The organism is Petrotoga sp. 9PWA.NaAc.5.4, from assembly GCF_002895485.1.
GTDB lineage: Bacteria > Thermotogota > Thermotogae > Petrotogales > Petrotogaceae > AZRK01.
Window position 1 is genome coordinate 1 of the sequence record NZ_AZRK01000009.1, and the last position, 25,734, is coordinate 25,734.

A 25,734-nucleotide genomic window follows, 5' to 3' on the forward strand; every position below is an offset into this window, starting at 1 on the left:
GGGAAGCGGGCCCTAAGAATAAGCTTCCCACTCTGAAAAGAGGTAAGGGCAGTTCGAGAACAGGACGTAGATAGGCTGCAGGTGTAAGTGCTGAGAAGCATTGAGCCGAGCGGTACTAATAGCCCGAGGCTTTGGACGTAACCCTATGCACTTATGAGTGAGTAATAGGGGGTGAAGATAACGATACGGGAAACACCCAGATCCATTCCGAACCTGACGGTTAAGCCGTATCGTGCCGATGGTAGTACGCTATGACGTGCGAGAGTAGGTATCGCCCCCTTTCTTATTTCAAAATGCCGCTAAACAATAGCGGCATTTTTTCGTTTTATTAATTTTTTATGATATAATTTTAGCAACAAAATATATAAAGTTTTTAGAAATGCTCGTAATTGGGTATCAGTATGAAATCCTGTGAGGGTTTTAGCATACAATCTATGTAAGTCGAATTAATAATAGAGACTCTCTACGTGAGTTTTTTGAATAAAACAAAATTGGAAAATTTGTTAATAAAATAAGCTTTTGAATTTTAAACGGGTTCAGAGCAGAGCCTTATTTCCTTTCTTGGTACAAGTACCGAAGAAGTTAAATGATAGAAAATTGGTCAAAATTAGAATTGCGGAGGTATTTTATCAATAGATTATCTTTAACTCTCTATAAAATATGAATTTTATAAATTCTGAAGACAGTGCATATATATATAAAGTTTTTATGGTTTAGGAGGTGTAATTTTGGATAATATTAGAGAAAGAGCCTTTAATATATATGAAGAATGGCTTGAAAATGTAGATGGAGAATTGAAAGAGGAATTGTTGAAATTAAAAGATGATGAGAAAGAAATAATTGATAGATTTTATAAGGATTTGGAGTTTGGAACTGGGGGATTAAGAGGCAAAATTGGTGCTGGAAGTAATAGGATGAATATTTATACAGTTGCGAGAGCTACTCAAGGTTATGCGAATTATTTGAAAAAACAAAAAGATTTTCCAAGTGTTGTAATTGCCTACGATACTAGAAAAAACTCTGAGCTGTTTGCAAAAACGGCTTCTAGAGTTTTGGCAGCAAATGATATTAATGTTTTTCTTTTTGATCAGGTCGCTCCAACTCCACTTTTATCTTTTGCTGTAAGAAAATTAAAAACTGATGGGGGAATAGTTATAACTGCAAGTCATAATCCTCCTGAATATAATGGATATAAAGTTTATACTTCAGACGGGACTCAGGCTGTACCAAAGTATGCCAATGAGATAACCGCTGAAATAGAGAAGTTAAATTATTTTAAAGACAGTAAAATTATTCCGTTTGAAGAAGCTCTTAAAAATGAAAAAATATCTCTTTTAAACGAAGAAATTTTTAATGATTATTTAGATGAGATAGAAGGTTATTTAAGAGGATTAAATGCTTTAATGGATATAAAACCTATAATTGTTTATACTCCTTTATATGGTGCAGCTTTAAAACTCGTTACAGGAATATTAAGTCGATTGGGGTTTGAAGTATTTTTAGTTGAAGAACAGTCTAAACCGGATTCTAATTTTTCTACATTAAAAGTTCCAAATCCTGAGGAAAAAAGTGCTTTTGAGTTGGCATTGAAAAAAGCGAAAGAAGTTAAAGCCGGGTTGGTACTTGCTACTGATCCAGATGGAGATAGAATAGGAATATATGAAAATTATAATGGAGAGTATATAACGTTTACTGGCAACCAAGTAGGTGTAATGTTGACTCATTTCTTACTGTGTAAGTTTAGGGAATATTCTTCTTTGAAAGTTGGAGATTATATTGTAAAAACTATTGTTACAACCGATATGGTAAAACCTATTGCAGAGGAATTTGGAGTTACCGTAGAAGAAACATTAACAGGATTTAAGTACATAGGTGAAAAAATTGAAAAGTATAAAAATAGTGGAAGAAGGTTTATTTTTGGATTTGAGGAAAGTTACGGGTATTTAGCAAACGATCATGCGAGAGATAAAGATGCTATTATAGCAGCTGCATTAATTTCTATTATGGCTTCTGAAATGTTGTCCAAACGAAAAACTTTATCAGAATACTTAAAAGATTTGAAAGAAAAGTATGGTTATTATGAAGAAAAACTTATTTCTTTCGAATTTGAAGGTTTTGAAGGAGCTCAAAAGATAAATAGGATTATGAATAAAATGCGCAAAAATCCTCCTGTGAAAATAGGAGAATACGATTTGTTAGAAACTCTCGACTATTTGAAAGGTATCGAAGGACTTCCAAAATCAGATGTTGTAGAGCTAAGGTATTCGAAAATAAAACTTATTGGAAGACCTTCAGGTACAGAACCAAAAATAAAGTTTTATATTTTAGTTGACGGAAGTACAGAAGATGAGGCTCAACAGCTTATTAAAGAGGCTGAAAGCGCAATTTCTGAAATAGTAAATGTCTAATTTAAAAGTTGAGGTGTTTTTAAATGGAATTTCATAATATTATTTTTTCAGAAGAAGGAAATTTCTTTGAAGTTAAAGATATTTACTATCAAAATTTAAGTACTTTGATTATTCAAGACGTTTTTCCAAAGGAAATGAAACTTTCTAAAGATAAGAACTATATAGGATATTTTTTAGTTGAAGAAGATAATAAGGATATATCTGGAATAACAAGGCTTTTAAAAATAGACTTATATAGTAAGAAGTCTTTTCAGGCAGTATATGACGATTTTGTACCTGATTGCGTAAGAGATTTATATGATGATTCTGTGGAAATTATTTCTAAATATGTTGGTTTAAGAAAGATAGTAAACTCTTTTAATGAATTGATAATTCAGAGTGATATGAATAATAATTATGAATTCTGGCTTGACGATATAGTACAAACCATTTCTTTTGATAAAAGAGAGATCGTAGCTCAAAGAATAACAAGGTTCGTCAATTTATATTTGATAAAAGTTTATGAAGGCTTTTATAAAAGGAATCAATTTTTGCTGAAAAAATATGAATCTGAAATTACTTTTAAAATATTAGAAACCGCTATTATGCAAAAAATATATTAGGAGGAATTTTAGTGAAATGGGTCGCAGCAACTGTTGCATATGACGGAACAAATTTTTTTGGTTATCAATCACAAGCCGGTGTTAGAACCGTGCAAGGAGAGTTAGAAAAAGCTTTGTATATTATATTCAAAAGAAAAATACTTACTTACGCAGCCGGAAGAACAGACACAGGGGTTCACGCATTGGGACAAGTTGTTTCTTTTGAAGTAGCAAATGAAAATATGACTGATAAAAATATTAGAGATGCTTTAAACGCCATTTTGCCTGAAGATATTTATGTAAAGAAAGTCGAATTTGTTAAAGATAATTTTAATCCTCGTTCTGAAGCTAAAAAAAGAATATATCATTATATTGTTTATATAAATAAAGAACCGGACATATTTTTAAGAAATAGGGTATGGTGGTTACCCTTCGATTTGGATATTTCAAAAATGAGGTTAGCTGCTAAGTACTTAGAAGGAGAGCATGATTTCACAAGCTTTAAAACAGGAAATGATGAAAGAAATCCCATAAGAAATATATATAAAATCAGGATTTTAAATTATAGGAATAATTTTATATTGATTAGAGTTGAAGGTAAATCTTTTTTAAGAAAGATGGTTAGAAATATTGTAGGAACCTTAGTAAAGGTAGGTACAGGTTCATGGGAGATAGAAAGTATAAAAGAGATACTGGAAGCAAGGCAAAGATCGATGGCACCAGCTTCTGCCCCTGCTCAAGGATTATATTTTTATTCGGTTTTATTTTAATAGTTAGTTCTTCGGTTTTGTCTATTTCAAAGGTTGGCCTTATATATGAAGGGCCTCCCGAACTTTTTAGCGAAGTCTTTTATACTCTTTATAAATATGCTGACATTTCTGTTCCTCCAGAAGATGATTCCAAACACATGAAAATAAAATACGATAATGGTTTATTTTATATTGATTATAATAATCGTGTAGAATCAACTACTTTATCAAATTTTGAAAAAACTATTAAACTTCTCATACAAGATTTTCCTCGAAGTATTTTTTTAATATCTGAGAATTCTTTCATATTAACCGATGATGGTATCTCTAATTCCATATTTGAATTTTGGGATAAAAAAGTGGGAGTAGATTTATTGGTAGATGACATTGTGTTTCGATACGAATTTTATCCTCCTTTGGGAGAAATAATTTTTAGAATACCTTCCAAATGGATAGAACTTGAGATTGTCGGAGATTCACAATTAGCAACATTGAATAACAAAAAAATTGAAATACCTTCAAAAATAAATGTTCCTCCTTCAAAAATTGTTTTGGAAAATAATATAGAAAAGTTAGAAATTGATTTAACAAATTTTGAAGAAAGGAAGTATACAGTTGATTTACAAAGATTAAATTTATTTAAGCAAGTTCATACTAATATCGAAAAAGTATTTGAATTAGAAAGCGGGACTTTCTTTTATGGGAATCCTTTTTCTATTTGGATATCAGAAACAGATGAACCAATAATTGTAAAATCAAGATTTTATTGTAATTATGGAAATCTCGAAGAGAAAAGTAAATCTTTTTATATAGACGGAGAAGTTATTTTTGCATATGAAAAAAATAGAAGCGTTTATTTGATCACTAGTTCAGGTCATTTTCTTACATTAGGAGATAAAAATTTGAACAGAGATTTTGGAAGATCTCCTTTAGCTATAATGGTAGGCAATGATTATATTCTACTTGAAACTTTTAAATTAGAGAGATATAAAATAGATTTTAATGGCGGAATATTTAAAGAAGGTAATGTTTATAACATGAAACTTGAATTGCCTAATTATGCACCTAAAAAGAATTACGAGATAGGAAGTTTCAAAATTGTTATCGAAGAAGGCATAACTAATATTTATTATGGTAATTAGAGCCCAAGATCAAATAGGGAAATTCAAAATGAACTTATTAATTTTTCCGTTGAACAAAAGTTCTCCTTTTGTTAAAAAAGCGACCTCTTCTGCAATATCAGAAAACAGAAAAAGATTCCTAGTAGAAATGATTAAAGTCCTTTCTTCTTTCATCTCAAATAGAAAATCTTTTATATTATTTAATAAAAAATCATCTAAATGATCTAAAATTGAGTCAAATATAAAAACTTGTGGGTTTCTCACAATACTTAAAAATATTATTAAAGAAACTTTATCACCAATAGTCCAATTTTCAAAGTTTTCATATTTTTTCAAGGTAGTTTTTTCAGAGAAGATATGAGATAGTTTTAACTTATTTAATATAGAAAATTGCTCTTTTGAAATCTCCGAAAGCTTTAAGCCTAATGCCAAATTAAAAACTTCGCTTAATTTCAAAAAATTTATATTATCAACAAATGTAGGTTCAACATAAGCTATTTGGGATCTTAATTGTCTTTTATCAAAGGTCTTTATGTCTTTTCCCTGAAGTAAGATTTTTCCTTTTTCATCTATATTACTAAAAAGTTCTTCATTTAGATCTACTATGGATCTTAATAAAACAGATTTGCCTGAATTACGAGGTCCATAGATTAAAAAGATTTGATTAGACAAGATCTCTAAATTTATATTTTTTAAAATTTCTTCTTTATTTATTGTTATTGATAAATTCTTTATTTTTAATATACTTTCTTTATCCATCTTATTTTTTTTCTTTTTTGAAGTTGTTGAATTGATTCATGGTTTCTTTTAATAAAGCCAATTTGATCATGCTTTCATGGTCGTCTGCATTCTTGAGTAATCTTATAAAATCGATTTGAGAAGATACTTTTATTTTATTATAATCCTCAACATTAAGGCTTTGCTCATTCGTAAACATGTTATTCGCCGCCTTTCTTTTTATAATAATTTGCATCGGTGGCTTACATATATAATATTACTCTTTTCTTTATACAAAAAAGCTAAATTCCATTACAGTTGTTTTATAAATCCGTGAAAAATAAAACTATAAAAAGGGATTATCAATTACATATCCCTTTTTAAAAAAATTCTATATATTAGTATTTACATAATAAAAACTAATTGTTAAATTAGAAGTGGTTCTAAGGTTCGATTCAGAACTCCATGCAGGTAAGATATAATTACACCATAATTAACAACAGGAATTTCCAGTCTGGTTAATGCGTTGATTCTTCTCAACATCATTTTTCTTGTTAAAGTACAACCCCCACAATGTATAGCTAATTTTATATTTTTAACATCTGAAAGTTCTGGGAATTCTTTTCCTGATATAAATTTAAAATTTAAAGATTTTTTAGTATATTTTTCAAGCCATGCTGGTATTTTAATTCTACCTATATCTTCTTTTAAAGGTCTATGAGAGCATCCTTCGATAATAAGAATGGTATCTCCATTTTCTAATTTTTCTACTACTTCAACATCTTTTGTCAATATATTAATATCACCTTTGTGTCTTGCTTCTAATATTGAAAAAGTTGTCAAATTAATGTTTTTTGGAGTTAATTCGTCAACTTTTTTTATAGCTTGCGAATCAGTGATAACTAATCTAGGATTTTCATTTATTTTATCTAAGATTTCCGGTAAACCTTCTACAGATGTTACTATTGGAAAAGCTTTTCTATCAAGTATTTCTCTAATTGCATTTACTTGGGGCATTATTAAGCGCCCTTTTGGAGCTCCTGTATCTACGGGTACAACAAGCAAAACAATATCCTTACTTTTAATAAACTCAGGTAACATGGGTATATCGTTCTCTTGAGGTATAATTTCTGTTAAAATTTGCTTTAAATATTCTATATTGTTTCTTTCTAAACAAGATACCTCAACGACAGGCTTTTTAAAATTTTCGAGATACATTTGTTTAATATGTTCAACATTATCGATTTTATCTATTTTGTTTATTACGATTATGAAAGGGATTTTCATTTCATTAAAAATATTAGAAAGAAAAGTTTCGTATTGGGTAGGTTTTGAATCAGTTACTAATAAAGCTATATCAGCTTTATAAAAAGATTTTCTGGCTCTTTCTATTCTTTTGATTCCAATTTCACCTTCATCGTCTATTCCTGGAGTATCTATTATGGTTACGGGTCCAATAGGTTGTAATTCCATACTTTTATATACTGGATCTGTAGTAGTACCAGCTACTTCTGATACTATAGAAATATCTTGATTAAATATGGAATTTATTAAAGAAGATTTGCCAACATTCCGCCTTCCTGATATTGCTATATAAGTTCTATAACCACTATTTGCTAACATTTATTTCCTCCTTCATTCTCTTTTGAGTTAGGGGAGACGGTGAAAAACCAAGCTCGATAATCTTTTTATAGGTTTGATAAAATTCAACTTTTATTTTGTTGTCGTATATATTATAATTTTTTCGATATTTATCAGGTGTTATGTTAACCATGATTACATTACATCCAGCGAAAAAACCTTGATATTGCAAATTCTGAGAAATAGTTCCTAAAGCGGTAGTTGTAGGCATTTGTACTCGGGGAATACACAATCTTGTTGCAGCATAAGCGTTTAAGGTTAGCTCTGCGTTTCCTGCTGAGAAATGTTCTAAAGGGGTATTTTTGGCAGGTATAAAGGGGCCCATTCCTATCATATGTATATTTTCATCTCTCATAAATATAATGTCATCAGCTATATCTTCTAATGTCTGGTTTGGTAATCCTATAATATTTCCAGACCCTGTGACATATCCCAAATTGTTCATATATCTTAGAAGTTCTATTCTATTTTCATAATTTTTATCAGGATGAATATTTTCAAATATCTTCCTGTTTATTGTTTCATGTTTTAATAAGGCTCTAACTGCTCCAGCTTTTCTAAATTTTCTATACGAAGAAAAACTTCTTTCTCCTATAGATAAAGATACAGGAAGTCTCGTATTCTTCCTAATTTCAGAGATGATATTTACCAAATCTTCGTCAGTGTATAGATCATCTTCACCGCTTTGAAGTATTATTGTATCTAAACCATAATGAAAAGCTTCATTAGCTGTTTGTATAATTTCATCAGGAGACATGCGATATCTTTTTATTAGTGGATTTTTTGCTCTCAAACCACAATAAAAACAATTTTTTTTGCAGTAATTTGAAAATTCTATAACTCCTTTTATATTTATAAAATCTCCTGTGTAATATTTCCTAATCAAATTAGCTATTTTAAAAATATAATTTCTATCCTCTTCATCTTTTTGTAAGGATAAGATCTTTATTATGTGCGGTTTTTCTATTGTTTCATGAGTTAAGAAGTAATTAATAATGTTTTTAATTTCTGAAGATAAATTTTTTTGAATTTTTTCCACTTCTTCTATGAATTTGGTTTTCACATAAATTCCTCCATTACTTTTTAATAAAAGTTTTTAATGGCAGTTTATTCAAAAAATGTTTTTGCTTTTTCTATAATTGTTTCGTTATCACTTTCAAGAAATACAATATATGTATTGTCTTCATATATTTTTACTGGGGGAATTTCAAAACCTGTACCTTTTGCGTAAACAAAACTAACTCTTTTCCCAATTTTCTTTGAAAGCCAAACTTTTGTGCCATATTGTTCATATAGTTGATCAATTTTTGACTTTAAAAAATCTTTATCATTATTATTTTCTTTCATTTTTTAAAATCTCCCATTAGAAATATAAGTCCCTTTCCCCATTTTCAATAAGTTTTATTTTTTCTAACAGCATGTTTTTTAATTTACCTTCTTCCATATTTTTAAATTCTTCGTTTATTTGGTTCTTTATAATATTTTTAGTTTCATTAGATGCATAATCAAGGGAATATTCTAAAGAGGTTAATATTGCATTGGGTGTGCAAAATCTTTTTACAAATCCTGGTATTGCAAATTCCATAAAGTGTTCACCAGTTCTACCCATTCTATAACAAGCAGTACAAAAAGATGGTAAATAACCTTCCTTTGAAAGTTCCTTAATTACTAAATCTAAGCTTCTTTGATCACTTAGTGTAAACTGACTTTTCTTATAAGATTCTTTGTCTTGTGTAGAGTATGCTCCTACTCCTATATTAGATCCTGCATCTATTTGAGAAACTCCTAATTTTAAAACTTCATTTCGAACTTTTATAGGTTCCCTTGCAGTTAATATTAATCCGGTATAAGGTACAGCTAACCTTAAAATAGCTACTATTTTTTTGAAAGTTTTATCGTCTACTAAGGAAGGAGGCTGAAAAGATAAAGGAGTATTTAAAGCAGGTTCGATTCGTGGGAAAGAAATAGTGTGAGGCCCGAAGCCAAATCTTTCTTCAAAATGAATTGTATGATAAATAAGCCCCATTACTTCAAATTTATAATTAGATAAACCAAATAATGCCCCGATTCCAACATCATCGATTCCAGCTTGAATTGCTCTATCTAAGCCGTATAATCTCCAGATATAACTTGATTTAGGTCCTTTTGGATGAAGTTTTTTATATGTTTCATAATGGTATGTTTCTTGGAAAATTTGAAAAGTTCCAATTCCCACATCTTTTATTTTTTTGTAATCATCTATTGTTTGAGGTGCAGCGTTTATATTTACCCTTCTGATTTCTCCATTATTATTCTTTGTGTTATAAACAGTCTCAACAGTTTTTGCTATAAAATTAGCGTCGTATTCAGGATGTTCGCCGTATACTAATATTAATCTCTTATGACCTTTGTTTTCCAAAGCTTCTATCTCTTTTTTTAATTGTTCAAATGTCAAGGAATTCCGGTAAATTTCTTTATTACTACTTCTAAATCCACAATATTGGCAATCGTTGACACATTTATTACCAATATAAAGGGGTGCAAAAAATACAATTCTGTTACCATATATTCGTTGTTTCAGTGTTTTTGCACCTTCAAAAATTTTTTCTAAGGTAGTTTCTTCTTCAACATTCAAGAGGGTTGCAACTTCTTCAGGTTCAAGTCTTTTTTTTGATAGAGATTTTTGAATTATTTCATCAACTTTTATACTGTCAGGAGACTTTGTTTTTTCTAACAATTCATAAATTTTTCCCTCTTTTATGAAAGGCTTCTGCCCTTGTTTGTCTCTAACATAAAACACTAAAATACCTCCTTCAAATTGTGTGAGATTTCACTTTTATATCGGGAATTTGCCCCAATTTTCCATTTAAAGAGCTTAATTCATCGGTTGTTCCTTCGAATACCAAAAAAATTATCGACAAATTTTTGTCTTGACGGGGGTAACCTACTCTTAAAAGAATATTATCAGCAAAACTATGCAATAGTTCATTTACGGTATTGTAGACTTTTTCTCTATTTTTTATCGCTATGGAGATCATCGTTAATCTTTTTTCCAAAATAATATCCCTCCTTCTTTTTATATCTAAATATAACAAGATACCGAAAGAAGGAGGGATATTAATAAACCCTCTTCCTTCCTTCGATATCAGACTTAATCTTTTATCTCAGGAAGTATGTGAATTTTGTAACATTCATATTAGACATGTTAGCAAATGGTGGAGACGGCGGGAGTCGAACCCGCGTCCGAAAACAGGTGAACTCGGCTTCTCCGAGCGCAGCCCACAATCATCTTTCGAATCTTACAACTTTGCAGGCAGAGTTATAAGATTCTAGTACCCCTTTGTACTTTCAAAATCCGGGTACAAGATTTTGAAAGAAAGACCTTTTTCTGACGCCTCATTCCTCAAGAAAGGTCTTCATTAAACTTGAGGAGAGACGAGCTGCGCACTATATTAGGCAGCAGCTAAAGCTAATTCTGGTTTTTCGGCATTTCATAGTTTTTCCCTTTTTAACGAGGTTTCAGACTCCTCGGCTCGCTTCCCGAGTTCAACCTATTCCCGTCGAATCCGGGACGTCCCCTATTTAGAACATTCCCAATATAATTATACCATAAATTTTTAAGATTTTCAACGTTTCTGAAGGTCCCATTTTAAAATATCGTAAAGGTCAGGGTATTTTTCTTCAAAATAAGGTAGTAAATCATAAGCAGTTGCAATTATCTTTATTAACGAATCTAAAATTAAAGCCTTTATAGATTTATCCCTTGTTGTATAGTATTTTTCGGCTAAAATATCAATAGATTTTTTGCAGGGCAATTCTGATACTGCCATAATGCTAATCTCTTGTATTTCTGTTTCATCATTTTCCAAATAAGTTTTTAAAATGTCCAAATAACTTTCATCTTGGGTAATTTTAAGCAAACTTTCAATAATCAAGATAAAAGCTCTTTCATCTGTAAACATTGAAAAAGACATTTTTAAATTTTCCACTATTTCTTGGCATCTTAAATCGGAAAGAAGTTCGGCTAAGTATAACAAGACTGTGTCATCTTTTATATACATTTCAAATCTTTTTTTAAATTCTTTTAAAATATATTCTTTACCTTCTGGTGCCATTATGCTTAGTGCATCTCTTGCAAGTTCTCTAACTTCTAGATCATCATCATCTAACAGTTTTATCAAGTTAGGAATAGCTTTTAACCCTTTCTCTTCGATAATTTTTTGTATCGCTTCTTCTCTACTATACATTTATAATTCACCCTTCTATATAAACTATGTTTCCATACATTTCTTTTATCTCTTCTTGCCGTTCTTCGTCGTTTAACTCAATAATTTTTGAAACCGTTTCGTTATTTTCCAAGGATTTTGTTATTTTAAAATGTTTTTTAGCCAAATTTGCAACTTGTGGCATATGAGTAATAACTATAATTTGCTTTTTAGAAGATAATTCTTTCAATTTACTTCCAACTATATCGGCCATCCTTGGACCAACTCCCGAATCTATTTCATCAAAAAACATTGTATCAATATTATGATTGTTTCCAATTACTGCTTCTAAAGCCAATATTATTCTGGAAAGTTCACCTCCAGAAGCGATATCAGATAATGGTAAAAATTCACTTTTTGGGTTAGTTTTTAAAAGTAAAGTAATTTTATGAAAAGATTCTTTTCTTGGTTCCTTTAATTGTTCGATTTTAAAATCTATTTTGCAATTTTCCATATTTAAATCTTTTAAGTTACCTTCAACTTTTTCTTTTATATCTTGAAGAAAAGGTTTGGATTTTTCGATAATATTACAACTTTCTATTTCAAGTTCGTTTTTGATTTTAATTAAAGCTGGTTCTAATTCATAAAGATCTCTTTGGATTTCTTCTAATTCATTTTTTTCTTTTCTTAATTTGGTTAAGGTGTCTAAGACATCTTGCAACGTAGGTCCGTATTTTCTTTTTAATTCCATAATCTTATTTAGTCTTAATGCGACTTTGTTTAATTCTTCTGGATCTACTTCTAACTCGTTAAATCTATTTTCTAAAATACTGTACAATTGATTGAATTGGTCCTGTATATCTATTGCCAATGAATATTCCTCTTTAAATCCAAAATTAATAATTTTTGACAAATTGAATATGATTTTACCTAAGGCAACATCAATGCTTTGATCTTCGCTATCTTTGAGAATATTTAATGATTCTATTATTCTTTCTTTTATTTCCTCTATATTATTTAGAGTTCTAAAACGTTCAGAAAGATCATCATCTTCGTTGGGATTTAGATTAACTTCTTCAATTTCTTTTATCTGATAATTTAAAATATCTATATTTCTAAAAATTTCTGTGGTATTAGATGGTAAATTATCGTACCTTTTTTTTAATTTCATATATTCTTGAAACTTTTCATCATATTTTGAAAAATATTGCAAGAAATTTTCCCTTAAAATTCTAAGAATAAGTGTACTTTGATAGTTTTCGTCTCTCAAAGCAATATTTGAATCTTGTGAATGCATCTCTATTAAAAACTTGGAAATTTCTTGTACAATGTTTTTTGAAACTATAGTGTCGTTAATTCTAAAAAGGACCTTCTTGGGAGTATAATTTACAGATAAAATTAATTCATCGTCTTTAATAGGAACGTGTTCTTTTATGATTTCTTTTAGAAATTCATTAATTAAGAAAAAAGCAGAAACTGAACCTTCGTTTGTTTTCAAATTCTGAGGAATATTGCCAGTTAAAAAAACATTTATGGCATTTAATAACATAGATTTTCCCGTTCCAGATTCTCCGGTTATAACGTTGAAATGATCATCGAAATCCATGTTTACTTTTTTAAAAAGTCCAAAATTATTCATTGAAAGAGAAACTAACATAATATTTCACCAACCACAAATCTTAGAATTTTTCCCATATATAAATTATATCATATTTTATTCTTAAGATAATTGATAATTAATTCTTTCCCATTTAGATCTAAATTATCTTCCTTTATATATTCTTTTTTTGCCATTCCTTCTTGAATAACAGTAAGGTATCCTTCGGCAGTTCTTCTCCATGTGAATTTCTCATGCACTCTTTTTTTTACTTTTTCAGAATAAGATTCGTAGTTTTTTAAAGCTTCAATTAAGCCTATTTCAATTTCTTGGATATTTTCAGGATCTACAAGGACTCCTGATCCATCATCAAAAATCTCACTTGGTCCCCCATTTTTTGTAGCAACAACAGCAAGACCACATGCGCCAGCTTCAATTGGAGCTAATCCAAATGGCTCATAAAAAGCTGTTAAGGCAAAAACTGATTTTAATTGAGAAAAGTATTTATAAGCACTTGCAAGTTCTTTTTGAGATCTGAAATCAAAGAAATACACTTTGTCTTTAATTTTTGCTTTTTCTATTTCTTCTAAAATAGGTTTCAATATTTTCTTTTCTTTTTCGTTTAATAAGTTGAAATCTTGATATGGGTCATTAATACCTCGTAGAAATATCGCTAAGTTTGAATTATTTTGCAATGTTTTTGAGGTTGCAAATGCTTTCACCACTGCTAAGTGATTTTTCTTTTCATCTAATCTACTTGAGAGAATAATAAAAGATTTTTTTGTATTTTTTATTTTTTCTTTTATTTGTTTTATAGTTTTATCATCCAAAACACTCGCATCATCGTTGAATATTTCTGTATTTACACCAGGTGGGATAACTTTGTATTTATTATCGTTTTCTATTTGCGCAACATCTTTGTATAGAGGATGAGAATATTGTTCAAATCTTTCCATAGAGGTTGAAACTATTATCTTAAAAGCGTGTTTCATAGAAAGTCTTTCTGCCATAATTCTTTGAGAAAAATGGTATTCTTTATCGAATTCGTTAAAATTTTCTAAATTCACACCAAGTTTATCCATTTTTTGAGCTCCTAAAGAATGACCTGTAAAAGAAAAATTAATTCCTAATTTTGATTTTAAAAGAACGCCAGAATATCCTCCATCTCCATAATGAGTGGTTATAAAATCTATATTTTCATTTTTATAAAAATCTAAAATATTTTTAACATAGTCTGACAAAAACGGCCATAATTCTTCCTTATTTAAAAATTTCTCACCTCCAAAAGGTATTCTAACAATTCGTGGATTTAAAGATTCATCAAAGTAATCTATTTCATTAGAAAATTCAGGCCAATTTTCGTCTATTATCTGTCTCGTAACTATATCAACCGAAATATTCATTTTAGCAAGTTCTTTAGAAACTTCTTTTACATATACAAGTTGGCCTCCAAAATCAGGATGTTCAGTTAAATGTGAATCATATTTATCAAAATTTCCTTGGGGATTGAGAAACAAAACTCTCATAATAAAATTGCCTCCTCTTACATTTTTCAAATTCATCGAATATAATTTATACAATATTGTACTCTTTTAATAGTGTTTGGTAACTTTTAATTTCCGAAATAGCTCCAACAGACTTTAATTTTTCGGCAGCAAAAGCATTTCCTAATTTCGATGAATTAACGATATTTAATCCATTTATTATTCCCACATATAGTCCTGACCAAAAAGCATCTCCAGCACCGGTAGTATCAACCACATCTTTTGCAAAAGATTCAAAGTGTCTTTTATCGGTACCTGTAGATATTATGAAACCATTTTCTCCCAATGTTAAAATCACATTTTTAACTCCAAAATCATGAAATATTTTTATGAATTCTTCTTCGAGTGTATTTTTTTCAAAAATGTGATAGCAATCGTCTAAAGAAGGTTTTATAAAATCAACGTAAGGAAGAACTAATTTTAGCACATCTTCAATTTCTAAAGAAGTATGCCAAAGTATTTTTCTATAATTTGGGTCAAATCCTACTAAAGTACGGCTTTTTTTAAATGATTTTAGAAGCTTTAAGGTATTTTTTAAGTTTATGTCGGAAGATATAGCCCAAGAAGAAAAATGAAATATATTTGTATCTACTATTTTTTTGATACTTGAATCTAAAAATTCTAAATTCAAAGAAGCTGATCTGTATGGATAAAATTCCGGAGAGGTCTTGGATTTTAAAACATATACTAAATCAGTTTGAACAAGATTATCTTGAATAATAAAAGAAGTATCGACTTTGTATTTGTTTAGCTCATTCAAAATATAGTTTCCAAAAGGATCATTGCCAACTTTTGATATTATGGCAGATCTAAAACCTTGCTTAGAAATATTCACAGCTATATTACTGGGGGAACCTCCTAAGAATTTATCAAAAGAAGTAGCGTTTTTTAATCCGTCAACATAATCTTTAGAAATAAAGTCTATTAAAACTTCTCCGAAAGAAATAAAGTTATACATTTTAATCCTCCTCAAAGGGCACATTTTTTACATATTTTAATAACAAGCTGTTTTTGTTTAATTTAACAATATTTTTCAGCTCGAAATTATGAATGCCATTAACATATGAAAAAATTGAAAGATCACCATCTATTATAACCGGTTCAATAGTTAAAAGGATTTCATCGATTAAATCTTTTTCTAAAAATAGCGAATTAATAGTTGGACCTCCGATTAATGCGACACTCTGATATCCTTTATTTTCTAAATGTTCTAAAATTTTTTCTGGAATCATATCTGTAAAATATAATTGGTTATTGTACATCTTTTCAAGAGCGTTATACTTTTCTGGAGAACCAGTTAATACTATATTGAGTCTTTCTTTTAAAGGTTTACCTATAGAATCAAAAGTTTTTCTTCCCATGATGACTACACCAATTTCTTTTGTTATTTTTTGGAAGTGTTTTTTATCTTCGATAGAAGTCCATTTTTGGATATTGTTCTTATTCAACCTAATTTTTCCATTTATACTTTGAACCATAATAAGAACGACTTTCATATATATATCTCCTTCCTTTGATTTGTTAAGCATAACGAACTAACTTATTAAGATAACTTTCGAATAGAATATGAATTATAAAAAATTATTACAATTAAAAGAAAAACTGAGATTTTAGGTTATAATCAAGAATAATTTTCTTTAATTAGATTTAATTATCAATAATGATAAATATTGGAACTTGCTTATTCAGACCAACGGCATTATAATTTAATTAAGGTTTTATTTTTTATATATTTTTTAATAATTATAACATATGTAAGAAGAATTACCTTTAATTTATTAATTTAAATTATCTATAGAAAATAAAAACTTTAAAAATGGTGATTTTTGAAAAATATGTATGTAAAGTTAAAGTGAGTTTAGGGTGAAGTTCTATAGTTTCTCTTTTGGTACTTATATTAAGAAGTTAGGAAAGCTCACATTTAAGAAGTATTAAATGTGAAGAGATGTTTTTGAAAGACCTAAGTTTTGGAACATTAATAAAACATAAGGTATATAGAACTTCATAAGTAAGTAACATGTTAAAAATCAAGGAGGTGTATGTGGATGAAAAAGATTTTGGCAGTAGTTGTTTTATTAACGATAGTTTTAAGTGTTTTTTCAATAACGATTACTATGACGGCGGGTGCTGTAGGGACAGAATTAGAAACTTTGTTAAAGCAAGTAGATATGTTCATGGAAGAAAATCCAGACATTCGGGTACAAGTTCTTCCGATGCCTAATAGTTCTACAGATAGACACGACTTATACGTTACTTATCTTGCTTCAGGTACCCCAGATCCAGATGTTTTGATGCTGGATGTTATTTGGCCAGCTGAGTTTGCACCATTTTTGGTAGATTTAACAGACGATTACGATTATTTTGAACTTGACAAGTTTTTCCCTGGAACAGTTGCTTCCAATACTGTAGAGGGAAGGTTAGTTGCTGTGCCATGGTTTACTGATGCGGGTATACTCTATTATCGTTCTGATTTGTTGGAAAAATATGGATACGATGTTCCTGAAACTTGGGATGAATTATATACTGCAGCAAAGGATATATCTTCTAAAGAAGGCATAAATGGTTTTGTATGGCAAGGTGCGAGGTACGAAGGTTTAACTTGTAATGTAATGGAATTTGTTCACAGTTTTGGTGGAGAGATAATGAAGGATGGAAAAGTAGTTGTCGATGATCCGCAATATTACAATAAAAATGTAGCTGCTATAACTTTTATGGATAAACTTATAGAAGATAGAGTAACTCCAAGAGGAGTTACAACGTATATGGAAGAAGAAGCAAGGAGGATATTCCAAAATGGAGAAGCTGTATTTATGAGAAATTGGCCTTATGCATGGGCATTAGTCAATTCTCCAACTTCTCCAGTTGCTGGTAAAGTTGGCATAACTGTGTTACCAAAAGGTCCTGGCCCTGATGGAAGGAATTCAGCAACACTTGGTGGATGGAATTTAGGTATAAATGCAAATTCTTCTGCTGCGGAAGTTGAGGCTGCAAAAAAATTGATAAAATTCTTGACCAGTCATGAACAACAAGTTTACAAAGCCGTAAATGCTGGACAAACTCCTACTAGGATAGAAGCTTACAACGACCCAAGAACAATTGAAGCTAATCCATTTTATGTAGATATATTTGATGTTTTCATGAGTGCAGAACCACGACCTATTTCTCCTATTTACAATGAAATTTCTTACGAAATTCAAGTTGCAGTTCATAGTGTATTGACACAGCAAACACAACCAGAAAATGCAGTGAAAAGCTTGGCTCAAAACTTAAGGAAATTGGTATATTGAGGAAGCAATAATTTTGTGTTATAATCAATGAAGGATTATAAAATCGGCGGTAAACGGGTTCCCGTCTACCGCCATTTATGTGTATTATTTTGGGTATATTAAAAACATTTTTAGTAGTTGAATTTTTTATAGACTATCTGAGCGGGGGTGTTCTAATTGAAAGCTAAGGGAGAGTACAAAAGATCCGATATGTGGTTGGCATTTTGGTTGATAATTCCGACGCTCGTTGCAATAGGTATAACTGCGTTTTACCCGTTGGGTCAAACTATTTACGATAGTTTCTTCAAATGGTCATTACGTCCTGGGTTTCAAAGAGAATTTGTGGGGTTACAAAATTATATTAATTTGTTTCAAGATCCGAGATTTTTACAAGCGTTATGGAATACTATTTATTTTACTTTTTTTTCTGTCTTGATAGAATTTTTGCTGGGTTTAGCTACAGCACTTGTATTAAATGCTGATTTCAAATTGAGAGGATTAGTTAGAGCCGCAGTTTTAATTCCATGGGCAATTCCTACTGCTGTGTCTTCACAGATGTGGAAATGGATGTACAACGATCAATATGGTGTAATAAGTCTCATGCTTTATAATCTTGGAATATTAAGTGAAGGAACTCCCATTTTGGGAACACCGGGAATAGCGATGAGTGCGATTATAGCTGTAGATGTTTGGAAAACCACTCCTTTTGTAGCTCTTTTACTTCTTGCAGGACTTCAAATAATTCCAAATGAATTATATGAAGCAGCCAGAATAGATGGTGCAAGCATGTGGAAACAATTTACTTCTATTACTCTACCTGTTTTAAGGCCTACTATTGGTGTAACTCTTATATTTAGAACATTAGATGCTTTGAGAGTATTTGATGTTGTATATATAATGACTCAAGGGGCTGTAGGAACAGAAACTTTGGCTGTTTACAATAGATCTTTGCTTATGGATAACATTTTTTCCCCAAGAGGATTATTTGGATATGGTTCAGCATTATCAGTAGTAATTTTCCTTATAATTGGTGTATTCACTGTAATCTATATGAGATCCTTAAATATTAAGTTAGATTAAGGGGTGGTTTTTTATGAAATGGGGAATGAGAACAAAAAAGAATACACAAAAAACTTTTTTATATATAATCGTTATTCTAATGGTAATTTTTTATGTTTTTCCATTCTATTGGGCAATAAAAAGTTCTTTTACTTCTGATCAGTATCTCTTTACCAAAAATATTACTCTTTTACCTCAAGGGTTTACTTTTGAAAACTATGTTAAAGTTTTTACAGAAAGACCCTTTGGTTTGAATATTTTAAATTCTGTTATCGTAGCTGGAGCAACGACAATATTTTCAATTATTGTAGGTTCCTTTGCTGCTTATGCGATAGCGAGATTAAAGATACCGGGTAAAGCTGCTTTAATGATGCTTATACTGGCTGTTAGTATGTTCCCACAAGTTTCTATTTTGGGAGGACTTTTTCAATTATTGAGAAGAATGGGTTTGATAAATACTTATCTGGGTTTGATAATTCCTTACATTGCTTTAAATTTGCCCTTAACAACATGGATTTTGCAAAATTTCTTTAGAGAACTTCCAAAAGAAATTGAGGAATCTGCATATATAGATGGTTGTTCTAAGTTTGAAACATTGTGGAGAATAGTTTTGCCTCTTTCTGCACCAGGTTTAGTTACAACTGGTCTTTTGACTTTTATTCAAGCATGGAATGAGTTCCTTTTTGCGTTAACTTTTATGCAAACTCCCGAAAAGTATACTGTTCCCGTAGCTATAGCAATGTTTACAGGGAAGACTTTTTATGAAGTTCCATGGGGTCAGTTAATGGCTGCGTCAGTAATAGTAACAATGCCTTTGGTGATTTTAGTTTTGATATTCCAAAATAGGATAGTTCAAGGTTTAACAGCTGGAAGCGTAAAAGGGTGATATAGGGTGAAAAAATTATTTGGTACTGATGGAATTAGAGACATTGTAAACGAAAATTTGACTGTAGATTTGGCGATGAGATTGGGTAATGCAGTGGGTAGTTTCTTTAAGCCAAAATATACGAAACTATATTTGGCAAGAGATACGCGAAATTCCGGAAAATTATTAGAAATGGCGGTAGCTGTTGGTGCGGCAGCAGCTGGTATAGAAGTAGAATCTTGTGGTATATTTACAACACCTGCTTTGGCTTATGTTACTCATAAAGAAAAAGCATTAGGAATCGTTATTTCTGCTTCACATAATCCCCCTATTTATAATGGATTGAAGGTTTTTTGTGAAGGGTACAAGGTTTCTGATGAAACAGAAGAAAAACTGGAAGATATCATTTTAAAAGGTCTTATGGATTATTGTAATTATAGAGAAATAGGTAAGTATCTTGAAGATTCTGCTAAACAAGAATATATAGACTATGTAATTTCATTATACAAAGATAAGTTAGATGAAACTAATCTTAAAATAGCAATTGATGTTGCACATGGAGCTGCTGGAGCTATAATCGATAGTATATTTGGAGCTCTTTCGTTAAATTACCATGTGTATAACAATGAACCTAATGGGTTTAATATTAATGATAATTGTGGATCAACTTCTCCAGATTTTTTATCCAAAAAGGTAAAAGAAAAAGGATATGATTTGGGAATTTTATTTGATGGAGACGCTGATAGATGCCTTTTCATTGATAGGTATGGCAACGTAGTAGATGGTGATCATTTAATGGCTATAAATGCTTTGAAATTAAGAAAACAAGGCAGATTAAAGAAAAATCTAATAGTAACAACTGTTATGAGTAATCTTGGTTTAGAAGAGTATTTAAACAAGAATGGAATAATTCTTTTAAGAACAGATGTTGGAGACAAATATGTTTTAGAAAGATTACTAAAAGAAGAGGCAATCTTAGGTGGAGAACAATCAGGTCATGTTATTTTTCTTGATAGGTCTACAACAGGAGATGGTATAATTACAGCTTTAGAAACTCTTGAAACTATAAAGTTTTTTTCAAAATCTTTAGAAGAGTTAACATCAGTAGTTCCTAAATATCCACAATATTTAAAAAACATAACTGTGAAGGATAAGTTTAAAGTTATAAACGATAAAAGGTTAGAAGGTTTAAAAAAGAAATATGAAGGAATAGAGAATTTCAGAATTGTGGTTAGGACGTCAGGTACGGAGCACAAGGTAAGAATAATGAGTGAGGGAATTAGTAAAGAGTTGGTTGATGAATGCATAACTGAGTTTAGTAACCTCATTGAAAATATTGATAATGAGTGAGTAAGATTTTTATAAAATAAAAAAGAGGGCTTATTACCCTCTTTTTTATTTTTAAAAATTATAAACATATATTTCAAAAAAATTTCAAGTGTTACTTTTTCAAATACATTATTCTAATATTAATTAACTAATTTTTCTTTTAAGATATTTAGTATCTTGCAACCAACAAAGAGACGGGCTTCTCCCTAGACTCACTTTAAATTCAAAAAACTATTTATCGGTTAATTTTCTAATTGCATAATCATACTTTACTGTTTCATCCAAAATTTTAATTTTATTTTGTTGAGGACGCTCGATTTTTTAGAGTGGTTTTACTATCAGTCTGGTACCTAAATATTATTATCTATAAAAAAACTGTATTACATATCTTACATTATTTCTATAAACTATTAGAGCAACATAACTGTTTTTTTCAACTGATGATACAACTTTTTCCCAGTCATTTACGTTGTTGATCTTATGATAGACTCCATTCACTGCGACTTCAGTTATTACGTCTCCTACTCTTAAACCCAGTACATATGTATTATCTCGGATTTCCTCTACTATTACTCCATTGATATTACTTCTAATATTGTAATTTTTTCTATCTTCAGCAGTAATATCTCTAACTAATATTCCAAAGTAGGCTGTTTCTGTTTCGGTTGTTGTTTTGCTTCCTAAGGTAACTTCAAGAGTTATTCTTTCTCCAAACCTATCAAGAACAACTTTTACTTTACTACCAGCAGGATATGTCTTTATTAAAGAAGAAAGATCATTAGCACTTTCAATCTTTTCGCCGTTCATTTCGATTATAACGTCGCCTGCTTTTATACCCGCCTTTTCTGCAGCACTTCCAGGTTCTACGTCGGTAACATACGCTCCTTTATCAACTTTTAAACCCAAAGCTTTTTTTAAATCTTCATTTACAGTTGAAATATGGACTCCTAAATAGGCCCCTTCAAAATACCCTTTTTCCATGACAGAGTTTGCAAATCTTTTTGCAACGTTTACAGGAATTGCAAATCCGATATTAACACTTCCTAATTGAGGATCAACAGCTATAGCGGTATTTATACCGATTACTTCTCCATGAATATTTAAAAGAGGGCCACCACTATTTCCGGGATTAATTGTTGCGTCAGTCTGAATTAATCCCACATAGTTACCATTCCCAGTAGGTTTTTGTATGCTCCTATTTGTTGCACTTACAACTCCTACTGTTACGGTATTTTGCAATCCTAATGGACTGCCAATTGCGATTGCCCATTCTCCAATTTTTACTTGATTTGAATCACCTAATGCAAGAGTTGGCAATTTTTCATCACTGTTAATTTTTATTATTGCTAAATCAAGATCAGGATCTCCGCCTATTATTTCTGCTTCATACTTATTTCCGTTTAATAGGGTAACTGTTATTTCTTTGGCGTTTTCTATAACATGGTAATTAGTTAATATATAACCTTCTTCATCAAAAATAAAGCCAGAACCTACTCCTTTTGTTTGATATTCAGGAATCGTTTGTCCAAAAAATCTTTTAAAAAAATCTCTTATATATGGATCTATAGGAATAGAAGATGTCCTTGTTGTTACAATGTTAACCACTGCGGGAGCAGCTAATTCAACTACGTTTACAATAGGATTTTCATAACCTTCATTTACGATGGGAAATGAAGTAAGTGAAACTAATAATGCCACGGTCACAAGAATAATAGATTTTTTCATATAAACACCTCCAAATTTTATTTTTATTAATTAAATTATATATCTACTTCTTAAAGATATCTTAAAAACTTTTATTTCACAATAATTTCTTTCTACTACCTGGTTTTACTATTTCATGTCCCATTTCACATAAGGGGCAATTTTCTGGAGGATAAACGTTAGCTTGAACTTTTAATAAAGAAATAATTTTTTTATCAAGTAAATCTTCCTTTTGGGATCTGTTTACTATACAACCTATACCTGTAATTTCACCACCAAGTTTTTTAACAACATTCGCTACTTCTAAAGTAGATTTTCCTGTAGTAATAACGTCCTCTACAATTAATATGTTCTTACCTTTTTCTATATTTTGTTCTCTTCTCAACATCATTTCGCCATTTTCATTCCTTTCAGTAAATAGAAAAACAGCATTTAGTGATTTTGCCACTTCGTATCCTATTATTATTCCTCCCATGGCAGGAGAAACAACATAATCAATTTTTGAATTAACTTGAGAGGATATCAGTTTTCCAAAAAGTTCGGCATATTTTGGGTATTTCAATACTTTAGCACATTGAATATAAGTGTCGGAATGTAATCCAGAGGATAATAAAAAGTGTCCTTTTAAATAGGCTCCAGTTTCTTCTAAAATTCCATAAATATCTTTTTCTTTGTATTGCTGTGTTTTTTCTTGCATTCTATAAACCTCCAAAAATTTTATTATTTTACTGTTTTTAGAAATTCTAAAATCCGATTAAACAATTGATTTGGTATTTGGATTGAAGTAGAAGAAAAAGGTTCTGCTTTATTTTAAAAATTCAAAGATTTTGTTTAAGAATTTTTCTTTGTTATATATACATTCGAAAAGTTCATGTTTGCCTTTTGAAAAAGAGAAAACTTCAAAATTAGCGTTTTTAATTTTTTCATATTCATATGGGTTTACTACTTTATCTTCTTCTCCGTATAGCAAAATGGTTGGAACATTTATACTATCTATTTCTCTTAGCGCAATTTCAGCTTCTTCAAACATTTGAAGTGCTGTTTGAACAGTAATTTTATCGTGTACCAAAGGATCTTCAATGTATTCTTGACAGGATTTTTGATTAGTTGATAAATCATATGGATTTATTCGATTTGAGACCACTAATTTTGGAAAGATAGAAAGAATATTTAGAAGTATTTTCATTTGGCTTATATTTCCAAGCGCAGGTGAAGAGAGAATAAGTTTTTTAGGTTTTTTTTCGGTGATTTCAACAAATCTGGTAGCTATTAATCCTCCTAAGGAATGTCCCAATAGAATATAGTCATTCGAAATATATTCTTCTAAAAAAGCATACACTTCATAGAAATTTTCTATATCACCTTTTGAGCCGAAAGAATAACCATGACCTGGTAAATCAAAAGTATAAACATCATATCCTTTGTTATTAAGAAGGTTTATAAAAGTTTTATATCTTCCAGAGTATTCTCCTAAACCATGGATTAAAAAAATCTTTTTACCATTTCTTTTCTTTGAAAGAAAATAACGGTTGTATATATTCATAAATAAAATTATCACTTCCTACAATGTTTTTTGATTTTCAATAGCTGCCATTATATCGTCATTTGTTTTATATTTTTTTAGTAAAGTAAGTATAAATTCCAATGCTTCTTTAGGAGACATATCGTTAATGAATTTTCTTAAAATAATAATATTTTTTAATTCATCTTCATCAAATAAAAGCTCTTCTTTCCTGGTGCCAGAAAGTTTTAAATTTATTGCTGGAAATAACCTTTCATTTGCCATCTCTCTAGAAAGTATTAGTTCCATGTTTCCTGTTCCTTTAAATTCTTCAAAAATTACTTCATCCATTTTAGATCCAGTTTCTACTAGAGCAGTGGCTATCATAGTGAGACTTCCACCTTCTCTAACCTTTCTTGCAGCTCCAAAGAATTTTTTGGGGAAAATGATTGCAGCAGGGTCTAGTCCACCGCTTAGTAATTTACCGCTTGAAGGAACATATAGATTATATTCTCTTGCAAACCTAGTAAGGCTATCAATCAAAACTACAACATCATGACCAAACTCTACTAATCTTTTAAAATGGTCCAAAGCCATTTCGGTTATCTTTATTTGACTTTGAGGATCCATATCAAAAGGAGCAGCTATAACATTTGCATCAACAGTATCTCTTATATCAGTAACTTCTTCAGGCCTTTCGTCTATTAAAAGAATGTATCTCTTTGTTTCAGGAAAATTTTCTGCGATTGAGTTTGCAATATCTTTAAGCAAAGTAGTTTTTCCTGCTTTTGGTGGCGCAACAATTAAGCCTCGTTGACCAAAACCGATGGGAGAAAACAAATCTATTATTCGAGAACTGAAAGGGCTATTTTTATGTTCTAACTGCATTCTTTTTTTAGGATACTCGGGAGTAAGGTTTTCAAAAGAAACCCTATCTTTTGCATTTTCTGGTGGCAAAGCGTTTATAGCCTCTATTCGGAGTAAGGCAAAAAAACGTTCTCCTTCTTTTGGTGGTCTAACTTGTCCGGCAACAATATCACCTGTAAAAAGGTTAAATTTCCTAATTTGAGATTGTGATACATAAACATCATCGCTTCCAGGTAATAAAGAATTATCAATACTTCTTAAAAACCCGTATCCATCTTGCATAATTTCTAAAATGCCTTCATAAAAGAAATATCCTATTGATTCAGTTTGTTTTCTTAATATCGCAAACTTTAACTCATTTTTTGACATTCGAGAGTAATTAGGAATTTCGAATTTTCTTGCTATGTCATATAATTCTTTTCTAGTCATTTCATTTAATTTGGCCATGTCTATTTCGACAGCTTGAATGTTATCTTTTGATTGTTTTTTTGTAATTAAAGTATCAGGATTTTCCTCCATTTTATTGCCTCCCTATAATTTTTTTATTATTATCTTTAAAAATTATAAAATACCTCCACAATTCTAATTTTGACCAATTTCT

At 30.2% G+C, this 25,734-nt stretch carries 24 protein-coding genes, 2 rRNA genes and 1 other RNA gene; 10 read left to right on the top strand and 17 right to left on the bottom strand.

What is annotated here, in order from left to right:
- The 6 genes from X924_RS03665 to X924_RS03690 form a co-directional block, all read left to right on the top strand.
- Positions 1-140, top strand: a 23S ribosomal RNA gene (locus tag X924_RS03665); the annotation flags it as partial.
- 27 nt (positions 141-167) lie between these two features.
- A 5S ribosomal RNA gene (rrf, locus tag X924_RS03670) occupies positions 168-280 on the top strand.
- Between the two features lie 448 nt (positions 281-728).
- The gene (locus X924_RS03675) at positions 729-2,408 is read left to right on the top strand and encodes a phospho-sugar mutase (protein ID WP_121957595.1); all 1,680 of its coding nucleotides are present in this window, start codon (positions 729-731) and stop codon (positions 2,406-2,408) included.
- A gap of 23 nt (positions 2,409-2,431) precedes the next feature.
- Positions 2,432-3,010: a hypothetical protein gene (locus X924_RS03680; protein WP_121957596.1), complete on the top strand. Its 579-nt coding sequence runs from the start codon at positions 2,432-2,434 to the stop codon at positions 3,008-3,010.
- A gap of 11 nt (positions 3,011-3,021) precedes the next feature.
- The gene (gene truA, locus X924_RS03685) at positions 3,022-3,759 is read left to right on the top strand and encodes a tRNA pseudouridine(38-40) synthase TruA (protein ID WP_121957597.1); all 738 of its coding nucleotides are present in this window, start codon (positions 3,022-3,024) and stop codon (positions 3,757-3,759) included.
- Positions 3,654-4,880, top strand: coding sequence for a hypothetical protein (locus X924_RS03690; protein WP_146255664.1), 1,227 nt, complete (start codon positions 3,654-3,656; stop codon positions 4,878-4,880). Before truA ends, X924_RS03690 begins: the two co-directional genes overlap by 106 nt.
- 9 nt (positions 4,881-4,889) lie before the next feature.
- On the opposite strand, the gene X924_RS03695 is transcribed toward X924_RS03690, so the two are convergent.
- From X924_RS03695 to X924_RS03750, 13 genes are all read right to left on the bottom strand, one after another.
- The gene (locus X924_RS03695) at positions 4,890-5,618 is read right to left on the bottom strand and encodes an ATP-binding cassette domain-containing protein (RefSeq protein WP_121957599.1); all 729 of its coding nucleotides are present in this window, start codon (positions 5,616-5,618) and stop codon (positions 4,890-4,892) included.
- 1 nt (position 5,619) lies between these two features.
- Positions 5,620-5,796 (bottom strand): hypothetical protein, encoded by a 177-nt coding sequence (locus X924_RS10140; RefSeq protein ID WP_158245305.1) that lies wholly within the window; start codon positions 5,794-5,796, stop codon positions 5,620-5,622.
- A gap of 206 nt (positions 5,797-6,002) precedes the next feature.
- Positions 6,003-7,199: a [FeFe] hydrogenase H-cluster maturation GTPase HydF gene (gene hydF, locus X924_RS03700; protein ID WP_121957600.1), complete on the bottom strand. Its 1,197-nt coding sequence runs from the start codon at positions 7,197-7,199 to the stop codon at positions 6,003-6,005.
- Complete coding sequence (gene hydE, locus X924_RS03705) at positions 7,186-8,280, bottom strand: [FeFe] hydrogenase H-cluster radical SAM maturase HydE (protein ID WP_233186574.1); 1,095 nt, start codon at positions 8,278-8,280, stop codon at positions 7,186-7,188. Before hydE ends, hydF begins: the two co-directional genes overlap by 14 nt.
- 44 nt (positions 8,281-8,324) lie before the next feature.
- Positions 8,325-8,564: a hypothetical protein gene (locus X924_RS03710; RefSeq protein WP_121957602.1), complete on the bottom strand. Its 240-nt coding sequence runs from the start codon at positions 8,562-8,564 to the stop codon at positions 8,325-8,327.
- A gap of 16 nt (positions 8,565-8,580) precedes the next feature.
- A complete protein-coding gene (gene hydG, locus X924_RS03715) occupies positions 8,581-9,996 on the bottom strand; it encodes a [FeFe] hydrogenase H-cluster radical SAM maturase HydG (RefSeq protein ID WP_121957603.1) in 1,416 nt (471 codons plus the stop codon).
- A 13-nt stretch (positions 9,997-10,009) separates the two neighbouring features.
- Complete coding sequence (locus X924_RS03720) at positions 10,010-10,252, bottom strand: TM1266 family iron-only hydrogenase system putative regulator (RefSeq protein ID WP_199172623.1); 243 nt, start codon at positions 10,250-10,252, stop codon at positions 10,010-10,012.
- A 157-nt stretch (positions 10,253-10,409) separates the two neighbouring features.
- Positions 10,410-10,775, bottom strand: a transfer-messenger RNA (tmRNA) gene (gene ssrA, locus X924_RS03725).
- Positions 10,776-10,822: 47 nt separating this feature from the next.
- Entirely contained in the window at positions 10,823-11,443 is a 621-nt protein-coding gene (locus tag X924_RS03730; RefSeq protein ID WP_121957604.1) for a hypothetical protein, read from the bottom strand.
- A 7-nt stretch (positions 11,444-11,450) separates the two neighbouring features.
- Positions 11,451-13,058 (bottom strand): DNA repair protein RecN, encoded by a 1,608-nt coding sequence (locus tag X924_RS03735; RefSeq protein WP_121957605.1) that lies wholly within the window; start codon positions 13,056-13,058, stop codon positions 11,451-11,453.
- Between the two features lie 50 nt (positions 13,059-13,108).
- Positions 13,109-14,524 (bottom strand): glycosyltransferase, encoded by a 1,416-nt coding sequence (locus X924_RS03740; protein WP_121957606.1) that lies wholly within the window; start codon positions 14,522-14,524, stop codon positions 13,109-13,111.
- Between the two features lie 46 nt (positions 14,525-14,570).
- Positions 14,571-15,500, bottom strand: a complete 930-nt coding sequence (locus tag X924_RS03745; RefSeq protein WP_158245306.1) for a carbohydrate kinase family protein — start codon at positions 15,498-15,500, stop codon at positions 14,571-14,573.
- A gap of 1 nt (position 15,501) precedes the next feature.
- Complete coding sequence (locus X924_RS03750) at positions 15,502-16,038, bottom strand: dihydrofolate reductase family protein (RefSeq protein WP_158245307.1); 537 nt, start codon at positions 16,036-16,038, stop codon at positions 15,502-15,504.
- 549 nt (positions 16,039-16,587) lie between these two features.
- Between X924_RS03750 and X924_RS03755 the strand changes: the two genes are divergently transcribed.
- From X924_RS03755 to X924_RS03770, 4 genes are all read left to right on the top strand, one after another.
- Positions 16,588-17,829 carry an ABC transporter substrate-binding protein gene (locus X924_RS03755; protein ID WP_121957609.1) on the top strand — a complete coding sequence of 414 codons (1,242 nt, stop codon included), beginning with the start codon at positions 16,588-16,590 and terminating at the stop codon, positions 17,827-17,829.
- Positions 17,830-18,018: 189 nt separating this feature from the next.
- A complete protein-coding gene (locus X924_RS03760) occupies positions 18,019-18,888 on the top strand; it encodes a carbohydrate ABC transporter permease (RefSeq protein ID WP_369826021.1) in 870 nt (289 codons plus the stop codon).
- A 13-nt stretch (positions 18,889-18,901) separates the two neighbouring features.
- On the top strand, positions 18,902-19,753 hold the full coding sequence (locus X924_RS03765; RefSeq protein ID WP_121957611.1) for a carbohydrate ABC transporter permease: 852 nt from the start codon (positions 18,902-18,904) through the stop codon (positions 19,751-19,753).
- 6 nt (positions 19,754-19,759) lie between these two features.
- Positions 19,760-21,082 (top strand): phosphoglucosamine mutase, encoded by a 1,323-nt coding sequence (locus tag X924_RS03770; RefSeq protein WP_121957612.1) that lies wholly within the window; start codon positions 19,760-19,762, stop codon positions 21,080-21,082.
- Positions 21,083-21,421: 339 nt separating this feature from the next.
- On the opposite strand, the gene X924_RS03775 is transcribed toward X924_RS03770, so the two are convergent.
- From X924_RS03775 to rho, 4 genes are all read right to left on the bottom strand, one after another.
- The gene (locus tag X924_RS03775) at positions 21,422-22,786 is read right to left on the bottom strand and encodes a Do family serine endopeptidase (protein WP_121957613.1); all 1,365 of its coding nucleotides are present in this window, start codon (positions 22,784-22,786) and stop codon (positions 21,422-21,424) included.
- 76 nt (positions 22,787-22,862) lie between these two features.
- Positions 22,863-23,462 (bottom strand): orotate phosphoribosyltransferase, encoded by a 600-nt coding sequence (gene pyrE, locus X924_RS03780; protein WP_121957614.1) that lies wholly within the window; start codon positions 23,460-23,462, stop codon positions 22,863-22,865.
- Positions 23,463-23,570: 108 nt separating this feature from the next.
- Positions 23,571-24,308 carry an alpha/beta fold hydrolase gene (locus tag X924_RS03785; protein ID WP_121957615.1) on the bottom strand — a complete coding sequence of 246 codons (738 nt, stop codon included), beginning with the start codon at positions 24,306-24,308 and terminating at the stop codon, positions 23,571-23,573.
- Between the two features lie 18 nt (positions 24,309-24,326).
- The gene (gene rho, locus X924_RS03790) at positions 24,327-25,652 is read right to left on the bottom strand and encodes a transcription termination factor Rho (RefSeq protein WP_121957616.1); all 1,326 of its coding nucleotides are present in this window, start codon (positions 25,650-25,652) and stop codon (positions 24,327-24,329) included.
- Between the last annotated feature and the right edge of the window lie 82 nt (positions 25,653-25,734).

Coding starts and splice junctions, on each gene's coding strand:
- X924_RS03680 (WP_121957596.1), top strand. CDS start 2,432: ATGGAATTTCATAATATTATTTTTTCAGAAGAAGGAAATTTCTTTGAA.
- X924_RS03690 (WP_146255664.1), top strand. CDS start 3,654: ATGGGAGATAGAAAGTATAAAAGAGATACTGGAAGCAAGGCAAAGATC.
- X924_RS03695 (WP_121957599.1), bottom strand. CDS start 5,618: ATGGATAAAGAAAGTATATTAAAAATAAAGAATTTATCAATAACAATA.
- X924_RS10140 (WP_158245305.1), bottom strand. CDS start 5,796: ATGTTTACGAATGAGCAAAGCCTTAATGTTGAGGATTATAATAAAATA.
- hydF (WP_121957600.1), bottom strand. CDS start 7,199: ATGTTAGCAAATAGTGGTTATAGAACTTATATAGCAATATCAGGAAGG.
- X924_RS03710 (WP_121957602.1), bottom strand. CDS start 8,564: ATGAAAGAAAATAATAATGATAAAGATTTTTTAAAGTCAAAAATTGAT.
- X924_RS03730 (WP_121957604.1), bottom strand. CDS start 11,443: ATGTATAGTAGAGAAGAAGCGATACAAAAAATTATCGAAGAGAAAGGG.
- X924_RS03735 (WP_121957605.1), bottom strand. CDS start 13,058: ATGTTAGTTTCTCTTTCAATGAATAATTTTGGACTTTTTAAAAAAGTA.
- X924_RS03740 (WP_121957606.1), bottom strand. CDS start 14,524: ATGAGAGTTTTGTTTCTCAATCCCCAAGGAAATTTTGATAAATATGAT.
- X924_RS03745 (WP_158245306.1), bottom strand. CDS start 15,500: ATGTATAACTTTATTTCTTTCGGAGAAGTTTTAATAGACTTTATTTCT.
- X924_RS03750 (WP_158245307.1), bottom strand. CDS start 16,038: ATGAAAGTCGTTCTTATTATGGTTCAAAGTATAAATGGAAAAATTAGG.
- X924_RS03755 (WP_121957609.1), top strand. CDS start 16,588: ATGAAAAAGATTTTGGCAGTAGTTGTTTTATTAACGATAGTTTTAAGT.
- X924_RS03760 (WP_369826021.1), top strand. CDS start 18,019: ATGTGGTTGGCATTTTGGTTGATAATTCCGACGCTCGTTGCAATAGGT.
- X924_RS03765 (WP_121957611.1), top strand. CDS start 18,902: ATGAAATGGGGAATGAGAACAAAAAAGAATACACAAAAAACTTTTTTA.
- X924_RS03775 (WP_121957613.1), bottom strand. CDS start 22,786: ATGAAAAAATCTATTATTCTTGTGACCGTGGCATTATTAGTTTCACTT.
- pyrE (WP_121957614.1), bottom strand. CDS start 23,462: ATGCAAGAAAAAACACAGCAATACAAAGAAAAAGATATTTATGGAATT.
- X924_RS03785 (WP_121957615.1), bottom strand. CDS start 24,308: ATGAATATATACAACCGTTATTTTCTTTCAAAGAAAAGAAATGGTAAA.
- rho (WP_121957616.1), bottom strand. CDS start 25,652: ATGGAGGAAAATCCTGATACTTTAATTACAAAAAAACAATCAAAAGAT.